Raw genomic sequence first — 23243 nt, forward strand, 5'->3', positions numbered from 1 at the left:
GGTCCTGTTTTTTCAATATATATTTCGTAATGGATCATTAGTACGGGGTCGTCATCATGGAATAATCTGTTAAAAGTGTTCGTATCTGATTGTTTATTTATCTTGGTAGTATAATGCAATAAATCATTACATTTGAAAAATCGCACGCTCTGTGCTATCATAATTTCCATTATAAATTGCGATGAAGAGAAAAAAATACGAAGGCTCTTATGTCCAGAGAGCAAAGGAAATGCTGAAACCTTTGCCATAATCCCTTTTGTATGATGTCGTCTCGGAGCTTTTGATCGAAAGTCGATTCCAGCATGGATTCATGTGTTCATGGGTTCAGGTTCAAGCACGGGTTCGATGAGTAGGCTCAAACGGAATAGCACACGTTACCGTGCTGCAGGTAAGGCAACCCTTACCTCATGAGGCTGGAATCGTAAGATTTCTGGCAAATCTGGGTGGTACCACGAAATCATTCCCCTTTCGTCCCTTAGGCTCGGCAGTTGTTTTCTGCCTCCTTCGGATGAGAGGGGTTATTTATTTTTTAATATATGCTTTCACTTAATCTTTCACTTAACGATGTTTTTCATCGTTAAAGTTAGTGTTCCAGGTCAGTCAGCCACTTTAATGATGATTTTCATCGTTAAAAGAGGGCGGATGGCCTCTGTGGGTGGCAAAAGAGATTTTAACGATGTTTTTCATCGTTAAAGCAAGGTTGTTAGGCCGATCTGGTGCCTTTAGCGATGAAAAACATCGCTAAAGTAGCAAGTGGGGTCGGGGGGGGATCTTCATCCCCAGCGCTTGCTACGATATCACCTCCAAACAAGCAAAAACCCTTTCTGGCTGTCCGTTTGAGTTGGTGCTCGTGCCACTGTAGCTGGAAGAAGCGAATGGGTGTTGGTGGAAGAGCGTTAGCGTCCGCATTTAAAGATTTGTTCCACTCTTTAACAGCGGCTGGAGCTCACATCCCTTCCCTCCCCCTGCTCTAGCGTCACGAACACGCTCCTCAAAGGATGCGAAAAAGCGCTTTTCTCAAATATTAAAGCGATGAAGAGAAAAAAATACGAAGGCTCTTATGCCCAGAGAGCAAAGGAAACGCTGAAACCTTTGCCATAATCCCTTTGTATGATGTCGTCTCGGAGCTTTTGATCGAAAGTCGATTCCTGCATGGATCATGGGTTCATGAGTTCAAGCATGGGTCCGACGAGTAGGCTCAAACGGAATAGCACACGTTACCGTGCTGCAGGTAAGGCAAACCTTACCTCATGAGGCTGGAATCGTAAGATTCTCAGCAAATCTGGGTGGTACCACGAAATGTTCCCCTTTCGTCCCTTAGGCTCGGCAGTTGTTTTCTGCCGCCTTTGGATGAGAGGGGTTATTTATTTTTTTAAGGAGGTAGTCAAATGGAAAAAGTATCTATATCCTCGCACCACTCGCATCAACATTCTCAGGAATGCGTAACTGGATCGGAGGTCCTTTTACGCGGCTTGCTATTGGAAGGTGTTGAATGTGTTTTTGGGTATCCAGGTGGAAATGTCCTGTACATTTATGATGCAATGGCTGGTAATCCAGACTTTAAACACATTTTGACTCGGCATGAGCAAGGGGCGATCCACGCGGCGGATGGATATGCCCGATCAACTGGGAAAGTAGGAGTTTGCATCGCCACCTCGGGTCCAGGAGCGACAAACTTAATAACCGGAATTGCGACTGCCTATATGGATTCTGTACCTCTTGTGGTCATCACTGGTAATGTCCCAACAACAGCTATGGGCACGGATGCCTTTCAGGAGGCAGATATCGTTAGTATGACGATGTCAATTACTAAACACAGTTACTTAGTTCTTGACGTACAGGACCTTCCCCGCATCATCCGTGAAGCCTTTCATATTGCAAACACTGGAAGGAAAGGTCCTGTATTGATCGACATTCCTAAGGATGTATCCAATCATACAATGCTTTTTCAACCATCCACCGATATGAATTTGCGCGGTTACAATCCAGCCACAAGTCAGAATCCGGATCAAACGGAGATAGATCAATTAATTGTGGCTATTGCACAATCCGAAAGGCCGATCATCATAGCTGGGGGTGGGGTCGTTTATTCCAACGCATCCAATGAGCTGCTGGAGTTCGTAAATAAAACGAAAATTCCTGTGACCACCACTTTGCTTGGATTGGGAGGTTTCCCAAGTGCTCACGACCTTTGGCTGGGAATGCCAGGCCACCATGGAACGTATACGGCGAATATGGCCATTCAAAATGCTGACCTGATTATTTCTATGGGCTCACGGTTTGATGACCGGGTTACGATGAAAGTGGATGGTTTTGCTCCTTGCGCCAAACAGATTGCCCATATCGATATTGATCCGGCTGAAATTGGCAAAAACATCAAAACAGACATTGCTTGTATCGGCGATATTAAGGCTGTACTCACATATGCAAATACGAAAGCTGTGCCTTCCCAATTCACTAAATGGGTCCATAAAATCCAGGAAAACAAATCCATGTATCCACTGCGTTACAAAGATTCCGAAACAGAGCTTAAACCACAATTTGTTCTCGAAATGATTCATGAGACAACCCAAGGGGAAGCGATTATTACCACCGATGTTGGCCAGCACCAAATGTGGGCAGCCCAATTTTACAAATTTAAACATCCTCGTTCACTCATAACTTCAGGAGGTCTTGGCACCATGGGATTCGGATTTCCATCTGCTATAGGTGCTCAGATAGGAAATCCAGACCGGCTTGTGGTCTCTATAAACGGTGACGGGGGCATGCAGATGTGTGCACAAGAGATGGCTATTTGTGCCATTCATCAAATTCCGGTCAAAATTGTCGTGATCAACAATCAAGTGTTGGGTATGGTCAAACAGCAGCAGGAAATCATGTACGAAAAGCGTTACAGCCAGATTGATCTTGCTGGTAGCCCCAACTTCGTAAAACTGGCTGAAGCTTACGGGATTAAGGGGTTTAGAGCAAGTAACAAAGCAGAGGCTTCCCTTATTTGGCAAGAGGCTCTGAAGATTCCTGGACCTGTACTTGTGGAGTTTGTAATTCCAAAAGAAGAGAATGTATATCCTATGGTTCTCGCTGGAACAACCTTAGATCAGATGATTATGGGAGATTTCGAATGATGAAGGGTGGTATACTCGAAAGTAAAGGGCATGGTTATAGGATTCGGCCTAAATAAACTTTTAAGGAGTACCGCATAGACATGACCAGAATACTTGTCGCAGACGACGACGCGCATATTCGAAAGCTCGTGACCTTGTACTTGAAAAATGAAGGGTTTGAACCTGTCGAAGCGAGAGATGGTGTAGAAGCACTGTCCATCATGGAGAATTCAGCAATAGATGTCGTTATCCTCGATATCATGATGCCGCATCTGGATGGCTGGGATGTGTGCAAAGAAATTCGGAAGACATATCCGGACACTCCACTTCTGATGGTAACAGTCAAAGCAGAAATGGCACAAAAGGTGAAAGGCTATCAGTTGGGAACGGATGATTACCTGACGAAGCCTTTTGACCCCATTGAGCTTATTATGAGAGTAAAAGCGCTTTTGAAGCGTTATCGCATTGCTGCTTCCCAGACCATTCAGCTAGGCGATATCGTGTTGGACCTGCGAGCCTTCAAAGTGATCCGGGGAGATGAGGTGCTTACGCTTCCGCTGAAGGAGTTCGAGCTGCTCTGTAAGCTGGCCAGTAGTGTCAATTTCTTTCTCGAACAGGAGCAGTCCGATAAGGACCGATAGGAGAAGACCGATCGTCATCGCAGCTAGAAACGTAATCACAACACGGACATATAGCGTTCTTATCATTTATTCACCTCGAGCCGATACCCGAGACTGCGGACGGTTTCGATGCGGAAATGCTGGGTATCGCCGGCAAAACGTTCCCGTATTCTCTTTATGTGAACATCGACCGTCCGGTCGTCACCTTCATAATCCATCCCCCATATTTGCACGATCAGCTGTTCCCGGGTAAGACGTTGAATTGAACTATGCTATAGAAGCGTTAGACAAGCTGGATTATTAAAAAGACAACGAACAAAGATTGGTACGACGGCCTTCCCACTGCGGTCTTCCCTTCCTTTATGGGAGAGAAGACCTTTTGCTTTGCTATTGTCCAGTTAGTCCTAGTCCAGCTAATCCAGCTAATTCATCTAGTTCAGCTAGTTCAACTACTTAAATTCCCCAAAATAAATGTCAGTGTCATAGTGAAAAGTAACGATGCCATTTTCATTAAACTGGTTAAATACCGTTTGCAGTTCCTCCAGCATGGCCTCATGATTCCACTCACCCGGAAGCGGGATATAGGAGGATGAGAGCAGCCTTCCCTTCAGTCCGTCAAAATCAAATCTTTGTTGGTGGGCAAAGGTCTTTTTGGTATACGCCCCATTTTGGAAAAATTCCTTAAAATCATCTTCATGAAGGTTCGTATGCCGGACCTGCGTATAGTCCTTGCCATATTTTAAAAGAATATTTTCATAGGCTTGGTTAAAAGCAGATTGATCTGCCTGTCTATTGTTCCAAATAAGGACGACTTTACCGTACGGCTTGAGAATTCTGGAAAATTCGAGCTTGGCAAGCCCCCTGTCAAACCAATGAAAAGCCTGGGCAGCAACCACAAAATCAGCAGACTGCGATTCCAAAGGAGCCCCCTCTGCCGTTCCTGCTACGGAAGTAAAGTGATTGTGGCCTTCCAACTGTGCCTCAGCCGCGCTGCGCATTTCCAGATTAGGTTCCACCGCAATAACCCGACTCCCCCGATCGAGCAGCAGCTTGGAGAAAATCCCCGTCCCAGACCCCATATCCACTACCGTAGATGAAGCAGAGAATCCCAAATCTTCATATAAAAAATCAATCATTTCCTTCGGATAATCAGGACGATATTTCACATAATTGTCGACTCGGTCAGAAAATCTTTCCTTCGATCCCATACGCTCTACCTCCCTTAGCAAAATTGTTTAAACTAATTCAACATAATGGCGAATATCTCTAGTACCCCTATAGTAACCCATTTGGCTGAACGAGTAAACGGATGGCAGCGCCCTTGCGGCTGTATACCACCTGCTATCTCCATGAAGCTCTCAATGATACTTGCTCCCTTCTCTGGGATTACGTGCGGCACATTAACGTCTCAAATGAGCTTCTTTTGCTCAGAACCGTATGAATGCCTACAGCTCTGAACCGAGCGCTTGTAGGGGCGATTCTGGCCGTTAAAGGCCACTTATGCAAGTGCCAACCAAATACCTGCTTGCCTTTTCGACACTAAATTTGAAAAAAAATGATCCAAATCGCCCAAACTTACGTATGTTTATATAGCGGCTATAAAAAACCAGCTAATTTCCAAAAAATCCGATATTTTGGAACCCATTTGTGATATAATAAAAAAACATAAAATCGAAAAAGTAAATGGGCATTTCCACCCGGAATTGTAGGAATTCATTTTTCATTTTTGTATGCAAGAAAGCCTAGTAAGGAAGGTAAGATTATGATTCTAATTACTCAGAGGGGCCTACCCCATGACCAGTCATATACGCATTTGCCCGCAAGTCTTGCCTGTCCATCCACGTCTTCGTTGAATTCTGAGGTGAATCCCTTTGCTTGCTAAACGTCTGAAATACTTAAGAAAACAAAGAAAAATGACCATGCAGCAAATGGCTGATCAATTAGGAATCGCCAAGAGCACCTATGCAGGCTACGAATCCGGGCATCGTCATCCTACGTTGGAAGCCATGCAGGATATTGCCAAAGCCCTAAATACTTCGACCGACTATTTACTTGGACTTATGGAGAACCATGATCCAGTCCATCAAACACAGAACGCCAGGGAGTTTCTCAACAGAGCCTCGCTTCATTGGGATGGCGTCCCCTTGGACGAGAAAGACATGCAGTTGGTGCTTGATATCATGGAGCGTATGATTCGTGACCGTACAGATCAGCCCCCTGACAAGAAGAAGCCGGAAGATGAGCCAGGAGAGAAGCCAGAAGAGAACTAAAGGATTATACGTATGGTTAAGAAGTACTATCACCAAGCTGAGAGTTTCCTCTTTCATGCCCCTATGGGTTCGCCTATATTGGCAAATAGTACCTATTCCCTCATACCCCCGTTCACATAGAAGCATTGAAACATACCTATTCTACAAAGCTTTTCAAAAGAATTCAGGACTTCATGTCCAAATCGGTTTCTTAAAAGTAGATGTTGTGTTATTCTTGTCCATGAGCGCACTCCTTATGATAGGGATTAGACAGGAACATCTGTTGCCCAGTCAAAAGGTTTTTTTATGAGCTTTAAGCCAAAACATTAAACTTTAAACATATATGATAACAACTACACAATTAAATCATCACATGCAAAAAATGTTTACTGGGGGTCCACTATGCAAACCGTAGGTCAACGGCTTCGGTTCATGAGAAAAAAGAAAAAAATGACACTTATGGACATGGCAGAAGCTATCGGAAGCGCAAAAAGCACCTATGCTGCTTACGAATCCGGATTTCGCTCACCACAACTCGACACAATTTCACAGATTTCGCAAATTCTAGGCACATCAAGCGACTATTTACTCGGGATCACCGACGATCCTTACCAATCCACCATATCCAGCAACGCCAAAGACTTTCTGAAATCCGAAAATCTCCATTGGGACGGCGTACCCTTAGATGCTGAAGATTTGAAACTCGTTGTTTCCTTATTAGAAAGAGTCCTCCGTGATAAAGCACCAACGGAAGACCAGTCCGGCAAGTAACATTCCGTTCAAACTCCATTTCACTTCTTATGGGCGAGAACTACTAGGCCCCCTGCTCGCCTTTTTTTACGTTTATTTTGTATTCGTTTTGAATATTTATTGAAAATAAGTTATTCTATATGTATGTTGTGTAAACAAGCTTAAAATCAAAGCAAAGGGTAGAAAAGAAATTCGGAGTGAATATTCCGGGTTGTTTTTGGAGGATCATACATGTTTTTGAGACGGAGATGGATTGGCTGGATTTTAGTTATCATTTGTTGTACATTTATTTTCAAATTAACGGATTCCCCTGCTTCCACTAGCAAGCATACGACTTCAATTATAAAAACGGAAATCAAAGCTTCTCATTCTGCCACCATAAAAATTAATTACATAGTAAGAAAATCAGCCCATATGACGCTTTTTGGAATATTAGCCATTTGCCTTCTGCTAGCTCTAGGGAAAATCAAACACGCCCCGCTACTCTCCTGGGCTCTTGCCACCGCGTACGGAGCCTTGGATGAAATCCACCAAATATTTAAACCCGACCGAACTGCTGCCGCGGCGGATGTATTAATTGACTCTGCGGGTGCATTGCTTGCCTTGTTGTTTTTTTGGGGGGTTCGGGGATTGGTTGCGATGTTAAAAAAAACGGATGTTCCATGAAGAACACCCGCGTTATTAACGAACTTTAACTCGAGGAAGGCCGTTCCCTCCTTCTAGTCTAAAAGTGAGATTTGGCAAACTTAATTTCTTTTGGATCTTCTATATATTCATAACCATCAGGATTGTTCAATTGCCAACGCCATGCATCCACGCACATCTCTTCAATTCCTCTAGAGGCAACCCATTGCAATTCTTTCTTGGCTTTAGTCGGATCGGCATAACTTATCCCAATATCGCCTAGTCTTCGCTCCACGATCATATAGGGAATTTCTCTTTCGGAAGCTTTTTCAAAAGCCCGAATTAGCTCGAGCACGCTGTATCCTTTCCCAGTACCCAAATTATAGGCATTCACGCCAGCTGAAGACCCAACTTTTTCCAAGGCTTTTAAATGTCCCAGCGCAAGATCCACAACATGGATATAATCTCTAACCCCTGTACCATCATATGTAGGATAGTTTCCACCAAAGACTTTCAGTTCTTTCAACTTGCCTGCTGCTACTTTGGTCATATAGGGCATAAGATTGTTAGGTACACCGCTGGGATCCTCACCTAATTGACCGCTCGAATGAGCCCCTATTGGGTTGAAGTAACGTAATAGAACAATACTCCAAGTTTGGTCAGAAGCATACAAATCGCTCAGTATCTTTTCAATCATTATCTTATTGTTTCCATAGGGACTCATCGCTTCTAAAGGGAATTCTTCAGTAATTGGCACTTTCTCTGGAACTCCATATACAGTAGCTGAGGAACTAAATACCATTTGTTTGACTCCATGTTTCTGCATAACCTCGCAGAGTGTAATTGTACCTGCGACATTGGTTTTATAATAACGAAGAGGATCCTGTACTGAATCTCCTACAGCCTTAAGTCCAGCAAAATGAATAACCGCATCAATTTTATTTTCAGAAAACACTTTATCTAGTGCATCCCTATCAAGAATATCTATCTTATAGAACTTGATATCATTTGCAGTTATATCTCTAACTCGCTTTAAGAGCCCAAATTTACTATTTGAAAGGTTGTCGACTACTACGACTTCATAACCTGCATTCAGTAATTCCACGCAGGTGTGACTTCCAATGTAGCCACTTCCTCCTGTTACTAGAATTGCCATTAATTATCACTCCAGAGTCTGGTAATTTTTTTAAAAACTAAATATAGATTAGTACATCCAAATTATTTTAAACTGCCAATTTATTGTCCGAAAGTTTGTCCTTGGTGCCGTTTTGAGCCAATAATACTGATTGGTTTTTTATAAGTGAAATAGCAACCCCAGCATAAAACATAATTAATAAAGGATAATTCCATCCGCTTAATGTTTCTGCTTGATAACCAATAATCAACGAAAATAGGATATATTGTTTTCCAAGGACACTAAATTGTCTTTGTTTTACTTTCGAAAACATTAATAAGAGCGAAAAATATATTAATAAGTTTAAAGCGGTACCCACAATACCATAACTAACAATCGAATAAATAATGTCGCTATCAATAAACTTAAAAAAACCTAATCCTATTCCAAATAACCATTTAATTAAACTTTCACTAGCGACAAATTCATTCCAAGCATTGTCCCACATAAAGGTACGGGCCTCAAATGAATTGATACTACTAAGTTTACCCGTATCGATTATTTGCAGTAGTTGATTAAGATAAGGTAAATAACTACCATATTTTTCAATTAGTTTTATTATTATATAAAAACTAAAAATCAAAGTTAAAGTATACATTGGAATTTTAAATATATAAAATTTGACATCTTTCTTACTCATTAAGAAGCTACATGCTAGAATAACAAATGGAAGTAATATAAGAGCGGTACGTGATCCTGATAATATTACAAGAATAAATCCTAATAATAATCCAAACACTTGCTTTACTTTACTTTCCTCCATGAGAAATATAATCACCGATGACTGAATAACAACCCAAGCAAATATATTTGGATTTCCCATTGTTCCAACTATTCGTATTTTTTCTCCTATTGGTCTTGCCATTTCTGCCGAATAAATTGGATTAAATAGAGTTAAACTAAAAAGTTGAGGTATTCCAACTATTATTTGCACAATTAAAATTACATATGCACACCTCAGTAAGCCTTTTCGTATTGAGTTATAATCACACCGTTCTCCAACGACAAAACCAAAAATCAATATTATGCTAAATAAGAAAGGTTTAACCACATAGAAAAAAAGAATCAGTTCAGGATTTTCCGAAAAGATCATGGAGACTAGAAGCGAAAATATTAATAAATAAGTTAAGCTTAATAAATATAGTAAGTTTCTACTTAACTTAATAATTCTTATGTTTAATGCAATTACTGTGAATGCTACAATACCTAAAAAAGGATACGTCAAAAACTGCACGCCATCTATTGATGGTCTCGGCATTAAAATATAAAGCAAGGGAAATAGCATAATTAATAATGTCGGATTTTTCTCAGATATAATAGCTTTCATCTTCAAAGAGGTCTCCTTACTAAAATAACATAAACACTTTGATTAAAATATTCTATATTTATAAGATACGAAATCTATTAATGGTTGTTCCTCTAATGACTCTATGGACAGAGCTGTTTGTCTTCTCAGTGCTTCGCCCTACACGTTATATTCTGAATATAAATAGGTCTTTGTTGTATTGATTCCTTAAATAATATTTAATCTATCCGTTAAGCTATATGCTAAAATCAGTGCTTGGCTATTTAGCTAAAAGTCAAGTGCGATTGCATTCAACTAGAACCCGCCTTATAGTGGTCGCAATTACATTAATTCGTTTACCTTGTAACATACTGGTTGTATCCATACATTCGTCTTCGACATTTGGTGAACAAACATACCATATAATATAAGCCTTTTCCACTCCCAAGCATGCCGAAGACGAAACCCAGTAATTCCTTAATTAGTTTCTTCCTTTCGTCGGAAAGATTCTGCTTGGGAGTTAACAGCCGATGATGCGTTTAAAGCAACGCTTCGATGACATACCCCAAGAATATAAAAGTGACGGAAAATTCGAATTGCCCTGAAAAACATAAACTGATCCCATTGTGATAGGCTTTGACCAAACCATCACACCTCTTTGGTGTCATTTGCAGGAAATCCTGATGATACTGGGCATAAGTCCTCAAGTCCTCCTGCTTTCGTCCAGATTGAACATACAACAGGGTCTTACCTTTGATATTGTGAATGCCAGTATTGTAAGAGCAACCTTTCTTGATATCAAAGTCACCCTTATCCAAGACAAGTTTTCCACTATATATTTTGTTTTAACTTTGTAATCTACTAAGAACTTGATATATTTTGATAATGATTTACGGATAATCTAAATCACTTCAACTTGTTATTTTTTCGCAAGTTTTTTCTTTTCTAAATAATACATATTACGACCTTTTAATATAGACTTTAGTCCAGAGGAAGGCTTACCTAATAATTTATACTTTTTCGAAATAAAGGCCAAACTAAGAAATAACGATAATACATAATTAAAATTTCTCGCGAAAAATGCTCCTTTAGCCTCCAGGTTCTTTTCTCCTAGTAAGATGTTATCTTTTTTTTCATGATATACTGCAATCACAGGTACATATGTTATTTCATTATTGTTTTTAAGTAAGTCTAATAATAATGTATTTTCTTCACCGGAAGGGAAAATTGCCCCAAGGCCAAACAACGTATCAAAATCTATTTGATTTTTATCAATTAAATTTGTATTTATAAATATTTCAATAGAAGAGACTTTTAACGCAGTATATACACTAGTATAGTTTTTTTTATTTTTTGAATAATTTTTGTAAAACTTGTTTTTGATAGGGTCGTAAATATTGAATGTTGATATAGCATTATTTATAACAATATCATGTATTTCATTGAAGATATCTGCCGGATACCAACAATCGTCATCTGAGAATGTTATGATTTTTTGAGTTACACATTTTAACGCTTCATTTCTCGCGTAAGATAAACCTCTCCTATTCAAGTTTAGAAGTACTATATTAAGGTCAGAATAAGAAGCTATAATTTTCTCCACAGATTTATGATTGTCCTGAACTGCTATAATTATTTCCAAATTAACATTTTTTTGCTCTAGCAAACTATCCAGTAGTCTAACTAGTTCATTCTGTTTCTTCCCTAGAGTAGGGACGATTAAACTATACATTATTATGAACCTCTCTTTAAAAGGATACAAGTATCTAGTGTGAATAAAAATTAATTTAATAAAATCATGTTAGAAGTTTAAAAATCGTTTCTAATTAATTAAGTCCAGGATTAAGTAATAATATATGATATTTTGCTATAGATTTGTATTATTAAAAAATTCATTCAATATTCTATGTTGTACAAGATTTATTTTGTTACTATGCCCTTTTTAATTTATTTATTACTAAACTGCGAATATAATTATCTACTAATCCAACATAAAGTATAAATACTAGTAACAGCAAGATCATGCTAGTAATGGGGTTAAATTCAAGATACATACTATTTATCCAATAAATCGGAATAAGCAGAAGTAACCCTAGGATATTAGTGAGCAATCCCTTTTTTAATAATTTAAAACTATATGGATTATAAATTATTAAAACTGTCATAAGCGTTGATTCAACAATTATAGCAGCTACTCCTCCACCAAAACTACCATACTTACTTCCAAGTAGATAATACGCAATCAGACCAATAGAACCTGCAATGAAATATGCTAAAGTTCTATATTTTTGCATTCCCAAGGTAGTTATAGAATCAGCTAACACTATGTTAAGGGCTTGTAAAAGAACCATAAACGACAGAAGTACTAATGTATTAGATGCTTCAGCCCATTCATTTCCATATAATATCCCAAGCCACCAAGTAGGATAAAATAAAAAAGGGATTAATGATACTATTGCTAAAAAACTCATAATTTTAGTTTGCTGAACACTTGTTTTAAAATGTTCCTCTATAAGTCCCTTGTTTCCCAAACTAAACAATAATGGGTAGAATGCACCAGCAACTACTCCAGGAATTCTATAAAGAGAGGAAGGTATTCTATATACTGCTGAAAAAACCCCAACCTGTTGTAATGACGTAACCCTCTCTAAAAATATTGGACCTAGTTGTGGTAATATCGTTGCTATCAATCCAGAAGCAGTAAACCAACTTAACCCTTTAAAAATAGAAAAGTCCCAACCTTTCTGTAGCTTTTGTTGATTAAAAGTCAAATATAAACTAAAAACACCACCGACTATTGTTGAGACACCATATACTCCTGCCAAGGTAAGGACCGGAACTTTGTATACATAACATACAAACAAAGAAACAGCTGTTATAATAGCTGATACTCCTCGAATTAATGCCATGTACCCCATTTTTTGAATTACTTGAAAATAACTCGCTCCAACGTTTTGGATAGTAACTCCAAAAATAGTTGGTATCACCAGAATGAATAATACTTGCTTAAAAGAAACCTCATCATAAAAGAGTACAAATATCAGTGAAATTAGTATCGAGACAACAATTGCAAATATTATTTTTATTTTAAAAAAGCTGTTCATTAATAGAGATATATTAGCATTTTCCTTTGTGCCTTCACGTATGAGAGTATGGGTTAACCCAAGATCACTAAAATTTGCAGCTATGATGGCATATGAAACAGCTACGCTTATCATCCCAAAATCATGACTCCCAATGTATCTTGCGACTAATATTAAAGATACGGCTGTAAAAATCTGTGTCAGTACATTACTTAAAAATAGATATATAATATTCTTAATAGTTTTACTGTTCATAGTTTTTCCTTTTGTTATCAAACTCTATAATTGTGCCTTCAATATAATTTTTAGTAAAGTTTTAATATCAAACAAATAACGTTTAGTTTTTTAGATAACCAAGAACGATAACAACGATAACAGCAAGGATAAACTTTCCTTTCGCATATAGGCTCTCATTATAAATCCTAGTTTCAATACTTATTTTCTGATAAGTTTTACAAACTCAAATGCAGCATCAATCAGATATAACATCACTTTTAGATTACCTTCAATTAAAATATCTAACAATTTACCTATGAATCAAGATTCTGATTAGTTTGTAATCCGATAAATCTATAAACTCCAATATACATATCCTTTAGCTTCACATTCTTTTTTATTCATTACACTCTTAATATCAATTAAGACTTTTTTATCATCTACATACAATTTATCGAAAAGGTCAAGACTATAATCATTTTTGAACTCATTGTGTGAAACTGCTAGTACAATACAATTTAGATTTTTCAGTTCTTCTTTGTTTACCAAATTAATTTTGTACTCTTCCCAAACCGCTTCTTTATCTGCTACTGGATCATGCACTAAAACCTCAACTCCAAATTCCTCCAATTCGTTAATAATATCCATCACTTTCGTATTTCTTACATCTGGACAGTTCTCCTTAAAAGTTATGCCTAGTATTGCTACTTTGGCACCTTTAACAGGCTGCTCAGCTTTTATTAATTTCTTAATAATGTTATTTGATATATATTTCCCCATATCGTCATTTATTTTTCTGCCCGAAAGAATAATCTGTGAATGGTACCCTAATTGTTCAGCTTTATATGTGAAATAATATGGATCTACTCCTATACAATGTCCTCCAACTAATCCAGGTGTAAACTTAAGAAAATTCCATTTTGTCCCCGCTGCTTCTAAGACAGCTTTTGTATCTATGCCCATTTTGTTGAAAACCATTGATAGCTCATTCATAAATGCGATGTTGATGTCTCTTTGTGAGTTTTCTATTACTTTTGAAGCCTCTGCAACTTTTATGGATTCCGCTCTGTGAACTCCTGCTTCTATTATAGATTCGTAAACTTTCGATATAGTTTCAAGAGCTTCATCATCTGATCCTGACACAACTTTAATAATTTTAGTTAATGTATTTATTTTATCCCCTGGATTAATTCGTTCTGGTGAATATCCAATCTTAAAATCTACTCCAAATTTTAATCCAGATTCTTTTTCAAGTATTGGTATACATATTTCTTCTGTCGTTCCAGGATAAACTGTAGATTCATATACAACTATAGAACCTTTAGTAAGATTTCTTCCAACAGTTTTACTTGCATCAATAATTGGAAATAGATCGGGTGTCTTATCACTGTTAATTGGGGTAGGTACTGCTATCACATGAAATTTACAATCTCTTAATTTTTTTTCGTCATTAGTAAATAAAGCATTTGTGTTCTTTACAGTTTCATCCCCTACTTCTTTTGTTACGTCTACTCCACTTATATACTTCTCTACTTTTTTTGCATTAACATCGAAGCCTATAACATCATTTTTTTTAGCAAACTCTATGGTTAAAGGAAGTCCAACATACCCTAAGCCAATCACCGATATTTTCTCTTCTTTTTTTTGAATTTTATCAAACATATCCATAAAGTTCAGTTTCCTCTCTAAATATCTTTCATAATCTTTAGTATTTTTCTCTTTGCTATAATATCGGAGTAATTATTTTCGGCTAAATTTCTTGAATTTTTCGCCATTTCCTTTCTCAATTCCAAATTATTTTTAAGTTCAATTATTGTATTAACCATTGAATCAGGATCAACATCAGACTTACCACAATTTCTACTCTCAATAACCTCTTTCTGCCAACCTGCATAGTTAATCAAAACAGGTAAACCAGCTGTTAGAAAGTCAAAAAATTTATTCGCACTATTATCTTCCAAAATTTTATAATTATTATCAACGCACATTATACCAATATCCGAAGATTTAATTACCTTTACAATTTCCTGTTTAGGTAATGAATCTTTTATTATCACATTAGTAAGATTTTCCTCCGCAACTCTTCTTTTTAAATAATCTTTTCTATTCCCTTCTCCAATTAGTAAGAAGACTATATCTTTGTCAACAGAAATTAATCTTTTAGCAACATCTAGCAAAAAATCAAGCCCATTTACATGTCCCATAGTCCCTGGATGTATACAAACAAATTTATTTTTTAGAAAATCATATTTTTCAGTGATAGATATCTCATCATATAAGTAAAGATTTGACATATTTTCTATTATAGTGATCTTATCTGCTCGAATCCCTTTAGAAATGAGATTTTCATACATTCCTTTTGAAAGCACAATAATTTGTTTAGAATTATTGTATATCCATATTTCAAAGGATTTCAAAAAGTTAATCAAAAGTTTATTTTTAATATAGCCTAATTCAATTGGAACATCAGGCCAAACATCTCTTACTTCAAATATTAATTTCTTTCTTTTAAATCTAGATATTAATACTGCAGGAAGACCTATAGTTAAAGGCGTGGAAGTAGCGAATATAATATCAAGATTTTTAGTTTTCAACCCTTTAAATAAAGCTTTGATATTGTAATCTAAGAAAGCTAAAACCCTTCTCCACTTCGACATTTTATTATTATATTTTGTATTTGTTGTGTATACAAATAGTTCTTCCTCTTTATTATATTGTTTATCTAAATCTGTTCCTGTAATTACATGGACATTAATACCATTCTCCGATAAATATTTTGCAAACTCATATGATCTAGTTCCACCAGCAGCAGAGTTTGTTTTAAAATATTGATGTAGATACAATATCTTCATCACATGTTCTCCTTATATCTTCTTAATTCTCCAATTACTATCTCCACATTTTCTCCACTCAAATTACTACTACAAGGAATATTAAGCAGATTCTTCTCATAAAATTCTGCCTTCTCCATCTTATATCCTCGATTCTCCAAATAAGGCTTTTGCTTGTGAATTAATCCCCAAAGCGGCCTGGTCTGAATGTTAGCATCATTTAGCTTTCTCAATAATTCATCTCTGTCTATTCCGTATTTTTCTTTATCTACAAGAACTGAGTAAAACCAATGATTTGCCCTGGTATTGGATCTGAATGGCAATAATTCTAAACCATCAATATCATTTATAGCTTCTTTGTACAATTTATAGTTTCTAATCTTCGTTTCTATGAAGCTCTCAAGTCTATCGATCTGATCGGTGCCAAAGGCAGCTTGTATATTAGTCATCCGGTAATTATATCCAACTTCATCATGTATGAAATACAATGGATCGGTTTTAGCTTGAACAGATAAGAATGCCATTTCATCTAATAGCTCAGTGTTGTTCGATACGGTCATCCCGCCGCCGCCAGTAGTAATAATTTTGTTGGCATTGAAAGAATACACGCCAATATCTCCGATCGTGCCACAATATCTACCAGCGTATTTGCCTTCAAGATAGTAAGAGCCAAGCGCTTCTGTAGCATCTTCTATGAGCTTTAAATTGTATTTTTTTATAATTTCCATTAGCCTTTCCATGTCGATAGGATTACCAAACACATGAACAACGATTACTGCTTTTATGATTTTGTTCGTTTGTTTATTTATTACTTTCCCATCGATATATTGACATTCTTCTCGTAAAAATTCCTCCAATTTGTCCATATCCATATTCAATGTATCATCACAGTCCATGAATATTGGCTCTGCTCCCATGTATTTAACAGGATTAACAGCTGCTATAAAGGTTAAGGTAGGAACGATAACCTCATCCCCATGCTCTACTCCAAGCACTCTTAGCGCTAAATGCAGTCCTGCTGTTCCTGTTTGACAAGATATAGCTCTCTCAACACCAACATATTCTGCTATTTTACTTTCAAATTCCTGAATAAATCTTCCACCTGTAGATACCCAGCCTGTTTCAATGGTTTCTTTTACGTTTTCCAGGATATCTAATGAGAGATTAGGAACTGAAAGAGGTATCAATTTATTATTAATTTCCGCTCACTCCAAGCTGGTTTTTAATACTTGCTGGGACACCCGCCACCATAATATGACTGGGAATGGTATTCCCCCTATATGTATGCCTCGACCTTTCCATGTCCTCCGGCATCAACAAGCCGCCTCAACGTTACCCATCAACCATTTTAGTATTTTCCTTCCCTACAAAAAAAGGCATAGTCTCACTGTTAGAGCTATTAACCCCTTTTCTAAATAAAACAGATTTAATTGTTATAGCTACTATTTTAACGTCGAGTGAAAAGGAACAATGATCCACATACCAAACATCCAGTTTAAACTTTTCTTCCCATGATATTGCATTTCGGCCATTCACCTGCGCCCACCCGGAAATTCCAGGGGTTACATGATGGCGGCGCATTTGTTCTGGGCTATAATGAGCAAGGTATTCTACCAGCAAAGGTCTTGGTCCAATAAAACTCATTTCCCCACGGACAACGTTGAATAACTGTGGTAACTCATCAAGGCTTGTTTTACGAATAAACGCGCCGACACGAGTGATTCGATTCATATCTGGCAGTGGTTTCCCATCTGCTCCTACTTCTGCCCGCATCGATCTAAATTTATAAACTTTAAAGATTTTACCTTGTTTTCCAGGGCGGCTTTGTTTAAACAGCGCATCGCCTTTGGACTCTAGCTTAATCGCAATGGCAACACAAAGCATGACGGGAGACGATAGGATCAGAAGAACGATAGCAAATACTACATCTAAAAATCTCTTAACCAGCATATAGATTTTCACTATATAGAACACCTTTCGAAAAAAACTCAGTATTTTTATATATTATAAGATAATCTTAGTTATTTCTAAAGAAGCAAATGGGTCTTAAATCACATAGATATACACTATACTTATATCATAAAAATGGATGTCATTCAATAAAATTCGCGATTATTCAGCATTTTAGAACAATTATTTCCAAGGTTATACATAGAAATCGTGACACATTCAGACAATAGTTTCACCGCAAAACAACAAACAATAATTTGAATAATTGAAAATTTTTACGAAACTGATTTTCGATTCCTTTAAGAGCACTAATCGTATTGGATATCGTCGTTCACATATAAAATTTTCATATGATTGCGCGTTCCTTTACAACTTCCTTTACTCTTTCCCTTCTCAAGCTTTTGTGAAAATTGTTGAGGCATCTCATCACGATATCAATTTCGTACTCCGTTAAATTACTACTGCAGGGAATATTGATCAGATTTTTTTCATACCACTCTGCCTTCTCAATTCGATATCCTTGGCTCTCCAAGTAAGGCTTCTGCTTATGGATCAATCCCCAGAGTGGTCTGGTCTGAATGTTAGCTTCATGGAGCTTAGTCAACAACTCATCTCTATCCAGGCCGTAGCCTTCCCGATCTACAATCACAGAATAAAACCAATGGTTTGCTCTGGTATCCGCTTTAAATGGCAATAACTCCAGTCCTTCTATGCCTGCAATAGCTTCTTTATACAACTGATAATTTCTCATCTTTGTTTCTATAAAACCCTCAAGCCTGTCGATCTGATCTGTCCCAAAAGCAGCCTGTATATTCGTCATCCGATTGTTATATCCTATTACATCATGGAAGAAATATAACGGATCTGTTTTAGCAGAAAAAAATACAATTTCATTCAGCAGCATATCGCTGCTCGATACGATCATGCCACCGCCACCAGTTGTAATAATTTTGTTCGCGTTAAACGAATACACCCCAATATCTCCAATAGTGCCGCAATATTTACCTGCATATTTGCCTTCGAGATAAAAAGATCCAAGCGCCTCTGTCGCATCCTCAATAAGCTTAAGATTGTATTTTTCTTTAATCGCCATGAGTCTTTGCATGTTGATCGGATTGCCGAATACATGAACAGCGATAATGGCTTTGATAAATCTATTCGTCTTTCTGTTGATGACTTGTCCATCTATGTAGTTGCACTCATGCTGTAAAAACTGCTCAAGCTTATCCAAATCCATATTCAATGTATCATCACAATCCATAAATACAGGCTCTGCGCCCACATACTTAACGGGATTAACAGCCGCAATAAAGGTTAGTGTAGGCACAATCACTTCATCTCCATGTTCAACTCCCAGCACTCTCAGTGCCAGATGCAGCCCTGCTGTTCCTGTTTGGCAGGAGATAGCCCTATCCACACCCAAGTAGGCGGCTATTTTGCTTTCGAAGTCCTGAATAAAGCGTTCTCCAGTAGATACCCAGCCTGTTTCTATCGTTTCCCTTACATTATCCAGAATATCAATGGAGAGATTCGGAACCGAAAGTGGAATTATTATTGGATTGTACATTCTTAGTCACTCCAAGCTGCTTTTTTATAGTTGATGTGATAAACTGTCTACTTTCCAATCGGGATAGGCATGAGCGAAGATGAGCTAGTAGGAGTTTGAGCATTTCTCGTGAAAAAGGGCAAACTTTTTTGCCCAGCTTATCGCATTTCGGACATTCACCTGCGGCATCCTGATATGCCAGGTATAGCTTCACCCTATTTAACTTAATCGCTGAATCGCTTACGAAGCCGATCTGTGCAGCGGCACCAGCTTTCCAATAACGTCCCTTATCCCGCCGCCGCCCTCGGCCAATACCTTCTCCAAACGCTTGAACTCGAGTTCTAATTCGCTACGATCAATATTCACCGGCTTCCCTATATAAATTCTTTCATGCTGCGTCGCGTTGCTCACCTCTTCATCGCTCAGCAATTCTTCGAACAGCTTCTCTCCCTCCCTTATACCGGAAAATTCAATCGCTATTTCACTATACGGCTCGTAGCCAGATAAACGAATCAGATCTTCGGCCAAATCCAGAATCTTCACCGGTGCCCCCATATCGAGGACGAAGATTTCCCCGCCTTTTGCGAACGAACCAGCCTGGATAACCAGCTGCACCGCTTCTGGTATCGTCATGAAAAATCTGACCATCTCCGGGTGGGTAACGGTTACCGGTCCGCCAATCGAGATTTGCTCCTTAAACCTTGGGATCACACTGCCCCGGCTGCCCAGCACATTTCCGAATCTGACGGCAACAAACTTCGTCGCACTGCAGGCATCCAGACTCTGCACATACATTTCAGCAATTCGTTTGGTCGCCCCCATCACACTGGTGGGATTGACCGCTTTATCCGAAGAGATCATCACGAACTTCTCAGCCCCATATTTATCTGCGCAGTCCGCCACATTTTTCGTACCAAACACATTGTTCTTAACAGCCTCGGCTGGATTTCTTTCCATTAACGGCACATGCTTGTGAGCGGCGGCGTGAAAAATAACCTGCGGCTTGTATTTACGGAAAATATCGTTAATTCGTGGACGATCCTGGATATCCGCAATAATCGTCTCCATATTGAGACTCGGATCCAGCCGCCTCAGCTCCATCTCGATATTATAAATGCTGTTTTCCCCGTGCCCCAAAAGCAGCAATTTCTCCGGTTTAAAGGAAGCAATCTGCCTGCATAATTCGGAGCCAATGGAACCGCCAGCACCAGTTATAAGCAGCACCTTGTCCGACACGTAATTAGCGATACCTTCTAAATCTATTACGACAGGATCTCTTCCAAGCAAATCCTCGACACTAACATCCCTAATCGCTCTAACCGATACTCGCCCATGAATGTAATCATTCAGTGCGGGTATAATTTTCACTTTCACACCTGTTCCCTTGCAGATCGTAATCATTTCTGCAATTTCATGCTGGGGAGCTGAGGGAATCGCAATAATAATGTCATCGACCGCATACTTGCTAACAATAGCCTCAATTTGCGATCGATCTCCAAGCACAGGCAGCCCATACACATGCATACCCTGCTTCTTGGGATCATCATCCACGAAGCCAATGACCTTTTGATCGGAAAATTCAGGCCCGAGCATTTCCTTCGTAATAAGAGCCCCGCAATCTCCTGCACCTATCATTAGTATTTTTCTTCTGGTGTCCTCCGCCTTACTGCTCGGCTTCACCCTTAGCAAGCGCCAAATAAACCTGCTGCCTCCCATAAGCAGCAGCATCGTTTCCAGAGTAGTGACCGCTGTCAGAAACGGCATCCACGTTCCCATCACAATGGCTGCAATTCCATAGGATGCGATGCCTCCAAGTGTAACTGCTTTGAATATCGCTACTAATTCACCAACACTGGCATACTGCCATATTCGGTTATACATCCGGAAGTAGAGCAGGCTTCCACCGCAGAAGATGCTAAATATCAAGCCATACTGCAGTACCTCGCTCCAACCAGGCCCATCAGAATGAAAAAAGTAAGAACCGCCGACACTAAGCCAAATAATAAAGAGATCAATGAAAAACAAGAACAGCACTCTTCTTTTAATAACCATTCTCTCGCCTCGCCTCCAGTCATTTGTTGAAAAAATACGACGTATACCTTTCCAACCATGAAAGGCATACGTCGTATTTCTAGTGAGGTCATACATAACTGCACAGATATACACATACATAAACAAATAAAATAAGCCTGGGGCATTGAACCCCACCTCACATCACACCACCGACACTAAAATGTCTAAGGTCCATCAGACCCACAGCATGACCGAGTGCCTCCGATGATAAAGGTTCAGGAGGCATAACCTTAACTCTGCTTTATCTATTTTTCTCGTTCACCATAATAATAGTAGTAATCGTCATTACGGACTCTCTTCTTCTTGTTTAGCACCACGCCCAGGATTCGTGCCTGTACATGATCCAGCATGGATTTGGCCTTTAATGCTATTTCGTTCTTGACCTTGCCGGAATCGACGACCAGGATAACGCCATCACATTTGTTTGCCATAATCTGCGCATCCGTAATCGCAATAATTGGCGGTGTGTCGACAATAATAATATCGAAATCTGCTTTGAGCTCTTCTATTAAAGAAGTCATTCGTTTTGATGCCAGCAGTTCCGAAGGATTAGGCGGGATAGGACCAGATGTCATTACCGTCACATTGCTAATAGATGTTAGTTGCAGCGCTTCTTGTATTGTACTTTGCTTGGATAAAACGGAAGACAAGCCGTAACGGTTGGAAATCTGAAAAGCATGATGCTGTGAAGGTTTTCGCATATCTGCATCGATTACGAGTACATTCCGGTTCGTTTGTCCATAAGTAACTGCCAGATTAGCAGCAGTCGTGCTCTTGCCTTCTGCCATACTGCAGGAAGTAATCATGATCGTATGGACCGCATTATCGTAATTGGAGAAGTCGATGTTCGTCCTTAGAATTTTATAAGCCTCCGAGATCGAAGACCTCGGATTGAGATTGGAAACAAGCGGCCAACTACGCCTTGGCTGAGCCATCTTTAACCCTCCCTTGAAAGTCATTCACCGTCGTTATTGATTTGGTTTTAAGCAAATCTTTTTCCATAAATTTCGGTATGGAAGATAACGTAGGCATATCAAGCAGCTTCAGAATATCCTCCTCCGTTTTCAGGGTGTCATCGAGGTACTCCAACAAGAGCGCAATACCTACTCCAAGCATTAAGGATATAAGGAAAGCTATGGCTATATTCAGCTTTGGATTGGGTGAGACCTGTGTCGGAACAACATTACGTTTAGCTTCACTCAAAATGGCAATATTATCAATTTGCATTAAGCCTGGCGTTTCCTCCTGAAATACTTTGGATACCGCATTCACGATGTCCGCCGCTTTTTCATAGGAGACATCCACAGCCGATACAGACATCAGCTGCGTGTCATTTACAGAGCTGACGCTAACCTTGCTGATCAAATCATTGGCTGTTAGCTTTAAATCAGGATAACGCTCCGCTACTTTTCCCATGATTCTCTCGGTTTTAATAATCTCTTTATAGGTTTTGATCAGCTGAATATTCAAATTAATTGTTCCTAAATCCAGATTATTTGTCAGCGCGTTAACATCACGGGTTTTATTGACAATCAGCTTGGTTGAAGCCTGGTATTTAGGTGTAATTAAATAATAGGAATACAACCCTGCAGCCAGGCTGCTCACAACCACCATCGCTAAAATAAGCCACATTCTTTTTCTCAGGACAGCCCCATACTGTTTTAGCTCCACTCCTTCTCCTCCATAACTATTCAAATAGAATATTAGAACCGACAAAAACCAACAGGAAGTTATTCAA

The 23243-nt window shown here is 38.7% G+C and carries 18 protein-coding genes and 2 pseudogenes; 5 read left to right on the forward strand and 15 right to left on the reverse strand.

The genetic code is table 11. The features are described from left to right. The first annotated feature begins 1388 nt into the window (after positions 1 to 1388). Positions 1389 to 3125: a biosynthetic-type acetolactate synthase large subunit gene (ilvB, locus tag J2Z66_RS09050; protein ID WP_209971063.1), complete on the forward strand. Its 1737-nt coding sequence runs from the start codon at positions 1389 to 1391 to the stop codon at positions 3123 to 3125. An 80-nt stretch (positions 3126 to 3205) separates the two neighbouring features. Then, positions 3206 to 3727 (forward strand): annotated as a pseudogene (locus J2Z66_RS09055) (response regulator transcription factor); the annotation flags it as partial. Between the two features lie 80 nt (positions 3728 to 3807). On the opposite strand, the pseudogene J2Z66_RS09060 reads toward J2Z66_RS09055, so the two are convergent. After that, a pseudogene (locus tag J2Z66_RS09060) lies at positions 3808 to 3984 on the reverse strand (winged helix-turn-helix domain-containing protein); the annotation flags it as partial. 189 nt (positions 3985 to 4173) lie between these two features. After that, positions 4174 to 4932 (reverse strand): class I SAM-dependent methyltransferase, encoded by a 759-nt coding sequence (locus J2Z66_RS09065; protein ID WP_209971065.1) that lies wholly within the window; start codon positions 4930 to 4932, stop codon positions 4174 to 4176. Between the two features lie 663 nt (positions 4933 to 5595). On the opposite strand from J2Z66_RS09065, the gene J2Z66_RS09070 reads away from it, so the two are divergent. From J2Z66_RS09070 to J2Z66_RS09080, 3 genes are all read left to right on the forward strand, one after another. After that, positions 5596 to 5994, forward strand: a complete 399-nt coding sequence (locus J2Z66_RS09070) for a helix-turn-helix domain-containing protein (protein WP_209971066.1) — start codon at positions 5596 to 5598, stop codon at positions 5992 to 5994. A gap of 381 nt (positions 5995 to 6375) precedes the next feature. After that, entirely contained in the window at positions 6376 to 6744 is a 369-nt protein-coding gene (locus J2Z66_RS09075; protein WP_209971067.1) for a helix-turn-helix domain-containing protein, read from the forward strand. Between the two features lie 210 nt (positions 6745 to 6954). Next, positions 6955 to 7389 carry a VanZ family protein gene (locus tag J2Z66_RS09080; RefSeq protein WP_209971068.1) on the forward strand — a complete coding sequence of 145 codons (435 nt, stop codon included), beginning with the start codon at positions 6955 to 6957 and terminating at the stop codon, positions 7387 to 7389. A 58-nt stretch (positions 7390 to 7447) separates the two neighbouring features. On the opposite strand, the gene galE is transcribed toward J2Z66_RS09080, so the two are convergent. The 13 genes from galE to J2Z66_RS09145 all read right to left on the reverse strand — a co-directional run bounded on the left by galE (position 7448) and on the right by J2Z66_RS09145 (position 23176). Then, positions 7448 to 8503: a UDP-glucose 4-epimerase GalE gene (gene galE / locus J2Z66_RS09085; protein WP_209971069.1), complete on the reverse strand. Its 1056-nt coding sequence runs from the start codon at positions 8501 to 8503 to the stop codon at positions 7448 to 7450. A 67-nt stretch (positions 8504 to 8570) separates the two neighbouring features. Continuing rightward, complete coding sequence (locus J2Z66_RS09090; protein WP_209971070.1) at positions 8571 to 9848, reverse strand: O-antigen ligase family protein; 1278 nt, start codon at positions 9846 to 9848, stop codon at positions 8571 to 8573. 497 nt (positions 9849 to 10345) lie between these two features. Next, on the reverse strand, positions 10346 to 10624 hold the full coding sequence (locus tag J2Z66_RS09095) for a hypothetical protein (protein WP_209971071.1): 279 nt from the start codon (positions 10622 to 10624) through the stop codon (positions 10346 to 10348). A 101-nt stretch (positions 10625 to 10725) separates the two neighbouring features. After that, entirely contained in the window at positions 10726 to 11538 is an 813-nt protein-coding gene (locus J2Z66_RS09100) for a glycosyltransferase family A protein (RefSeq protein WP_209971072.1), read from the reverse strand. A 199-nt stretch (positions 11539 to 11737) separates the two neighbouring features. Continuing rightward, positions 11738 to 13144, reverse strand: a complete 1407-nt coding sequence (locus J2Z66_RS09105) for an oligosaccharide flippase family protein (RefSeq protein ID WP_209971073.1) — start codon at positions 13142 to 13144, stop codon at positions 11738 to 11740. A gap of 315 nt (positions 13145 to 13459) precedes the next feature. Continuing rightward, complete coding sequence (locus tag J2Z66_RS09110; RefSeq protein ID WP_209971074.1) at positions 13460 to 14773, reverse strand: nucleotide sugar dehydrogenase; 1314 nt, start codon at positions 14771 to 14773, stop codon at positions 13460 to 13462. Positions 14774 to 14790: 17 nt separating this feature from the next. Beyond that, positions 14791 to 15957, reverse strand: coding sequence for a glycosyltransferase family 4 protein (locus J2Z66_RS09115; protein WP_209971075.1), 1167 nt, complete (start codon positions 15955 to 15957; stop codon positions 14791 to 14793). Next, the gene (locus tag J2Z66_RS09120; protein ID WP_209971076.1) at positions 15957 to 17123 is read right to left on the reverse strand and encodes a LegC family aminotransferase; all 1167 of its coding nucleotides are present in this window, start codon (positions 17121 to 17123) and stop codon (positions 15957 to 15959) included. The genes J2Z66_RS09115 and J2Z66_RS09120 overlap by 1 nt, the downstream gene beginning before the upstream one ends. Before the next feature lie 145 nt (positions 17124 to 17268). Continuing rightward, positions 17269 to 17898, reverse strand: coding sequence for a sugar transferase (locus J2Z66_RS09125; protein ID WP_312894463.1), 630 nt, complete (start codon positions 17896 to 17898; stop codon positions 17269 to 17271). A 334-nt stretch (positions 17899 to 18232) separates the two neighbouring features. Continuing rightward, positions 18233 to 19453: a LegC family aminotransferase gene (locus J2Z66_RS09130; protein WP_245375396.1), complete on the reverse strand. Its 1221-nt coding sequence runs from the start codon at positions 19451 to 19453 to the stop codon at positions 18233 to 18235. Positions 19454 to 19672: 219 nt separating this feature from the next. Next, entirely contained in the window at positions 19673 to 21484 is a 1812-nt protein-coding gene (locus tag J2Z66_RS09135; RefSeq protein ID WP_209971077.1) for a polysaccharide biosynthesis protein, read from the reverse strand. Between the two features lie 266 nt (positions 21485 to 21750). After that, the gene (locus J2Z66_RS09140) at positions 21751 to 22440 is read right to left on the reverse strand and encodes a CpsD/CapB family tyrosine-protein kinase (protein WP_209971078.1); all 690 of its coding nucleotides are present in this window, start codon (positions 22438 to 22440) and stop codon (positions 21751 to 21753) included. Then, a complete protein-coding gene (locus tag J2Z66_RS09145; RefSeq protein ID WP_209971079.1) occupies positions 22421 to 23176 on the reverse strand; it encodes a YveK family protein in 756 nt (251 codons plus the stop codon). Before J2Z66_RS09145 ends, J2Z66_RS09140 begins: the two co-directional genes overlap by 20 nt. Positions 23177 to 23243: the final 67 nt, after the last annotated feature.

This window comes from Paenibacillus eucommiae, assembly GCF_017874215.1.
Lineage (GTDB): Bacteria > Bacillota > Bacilli > Paenibacillales > NBRC-103111 > Paenibacillus_AI > Paenibacillus_AI eucommiae.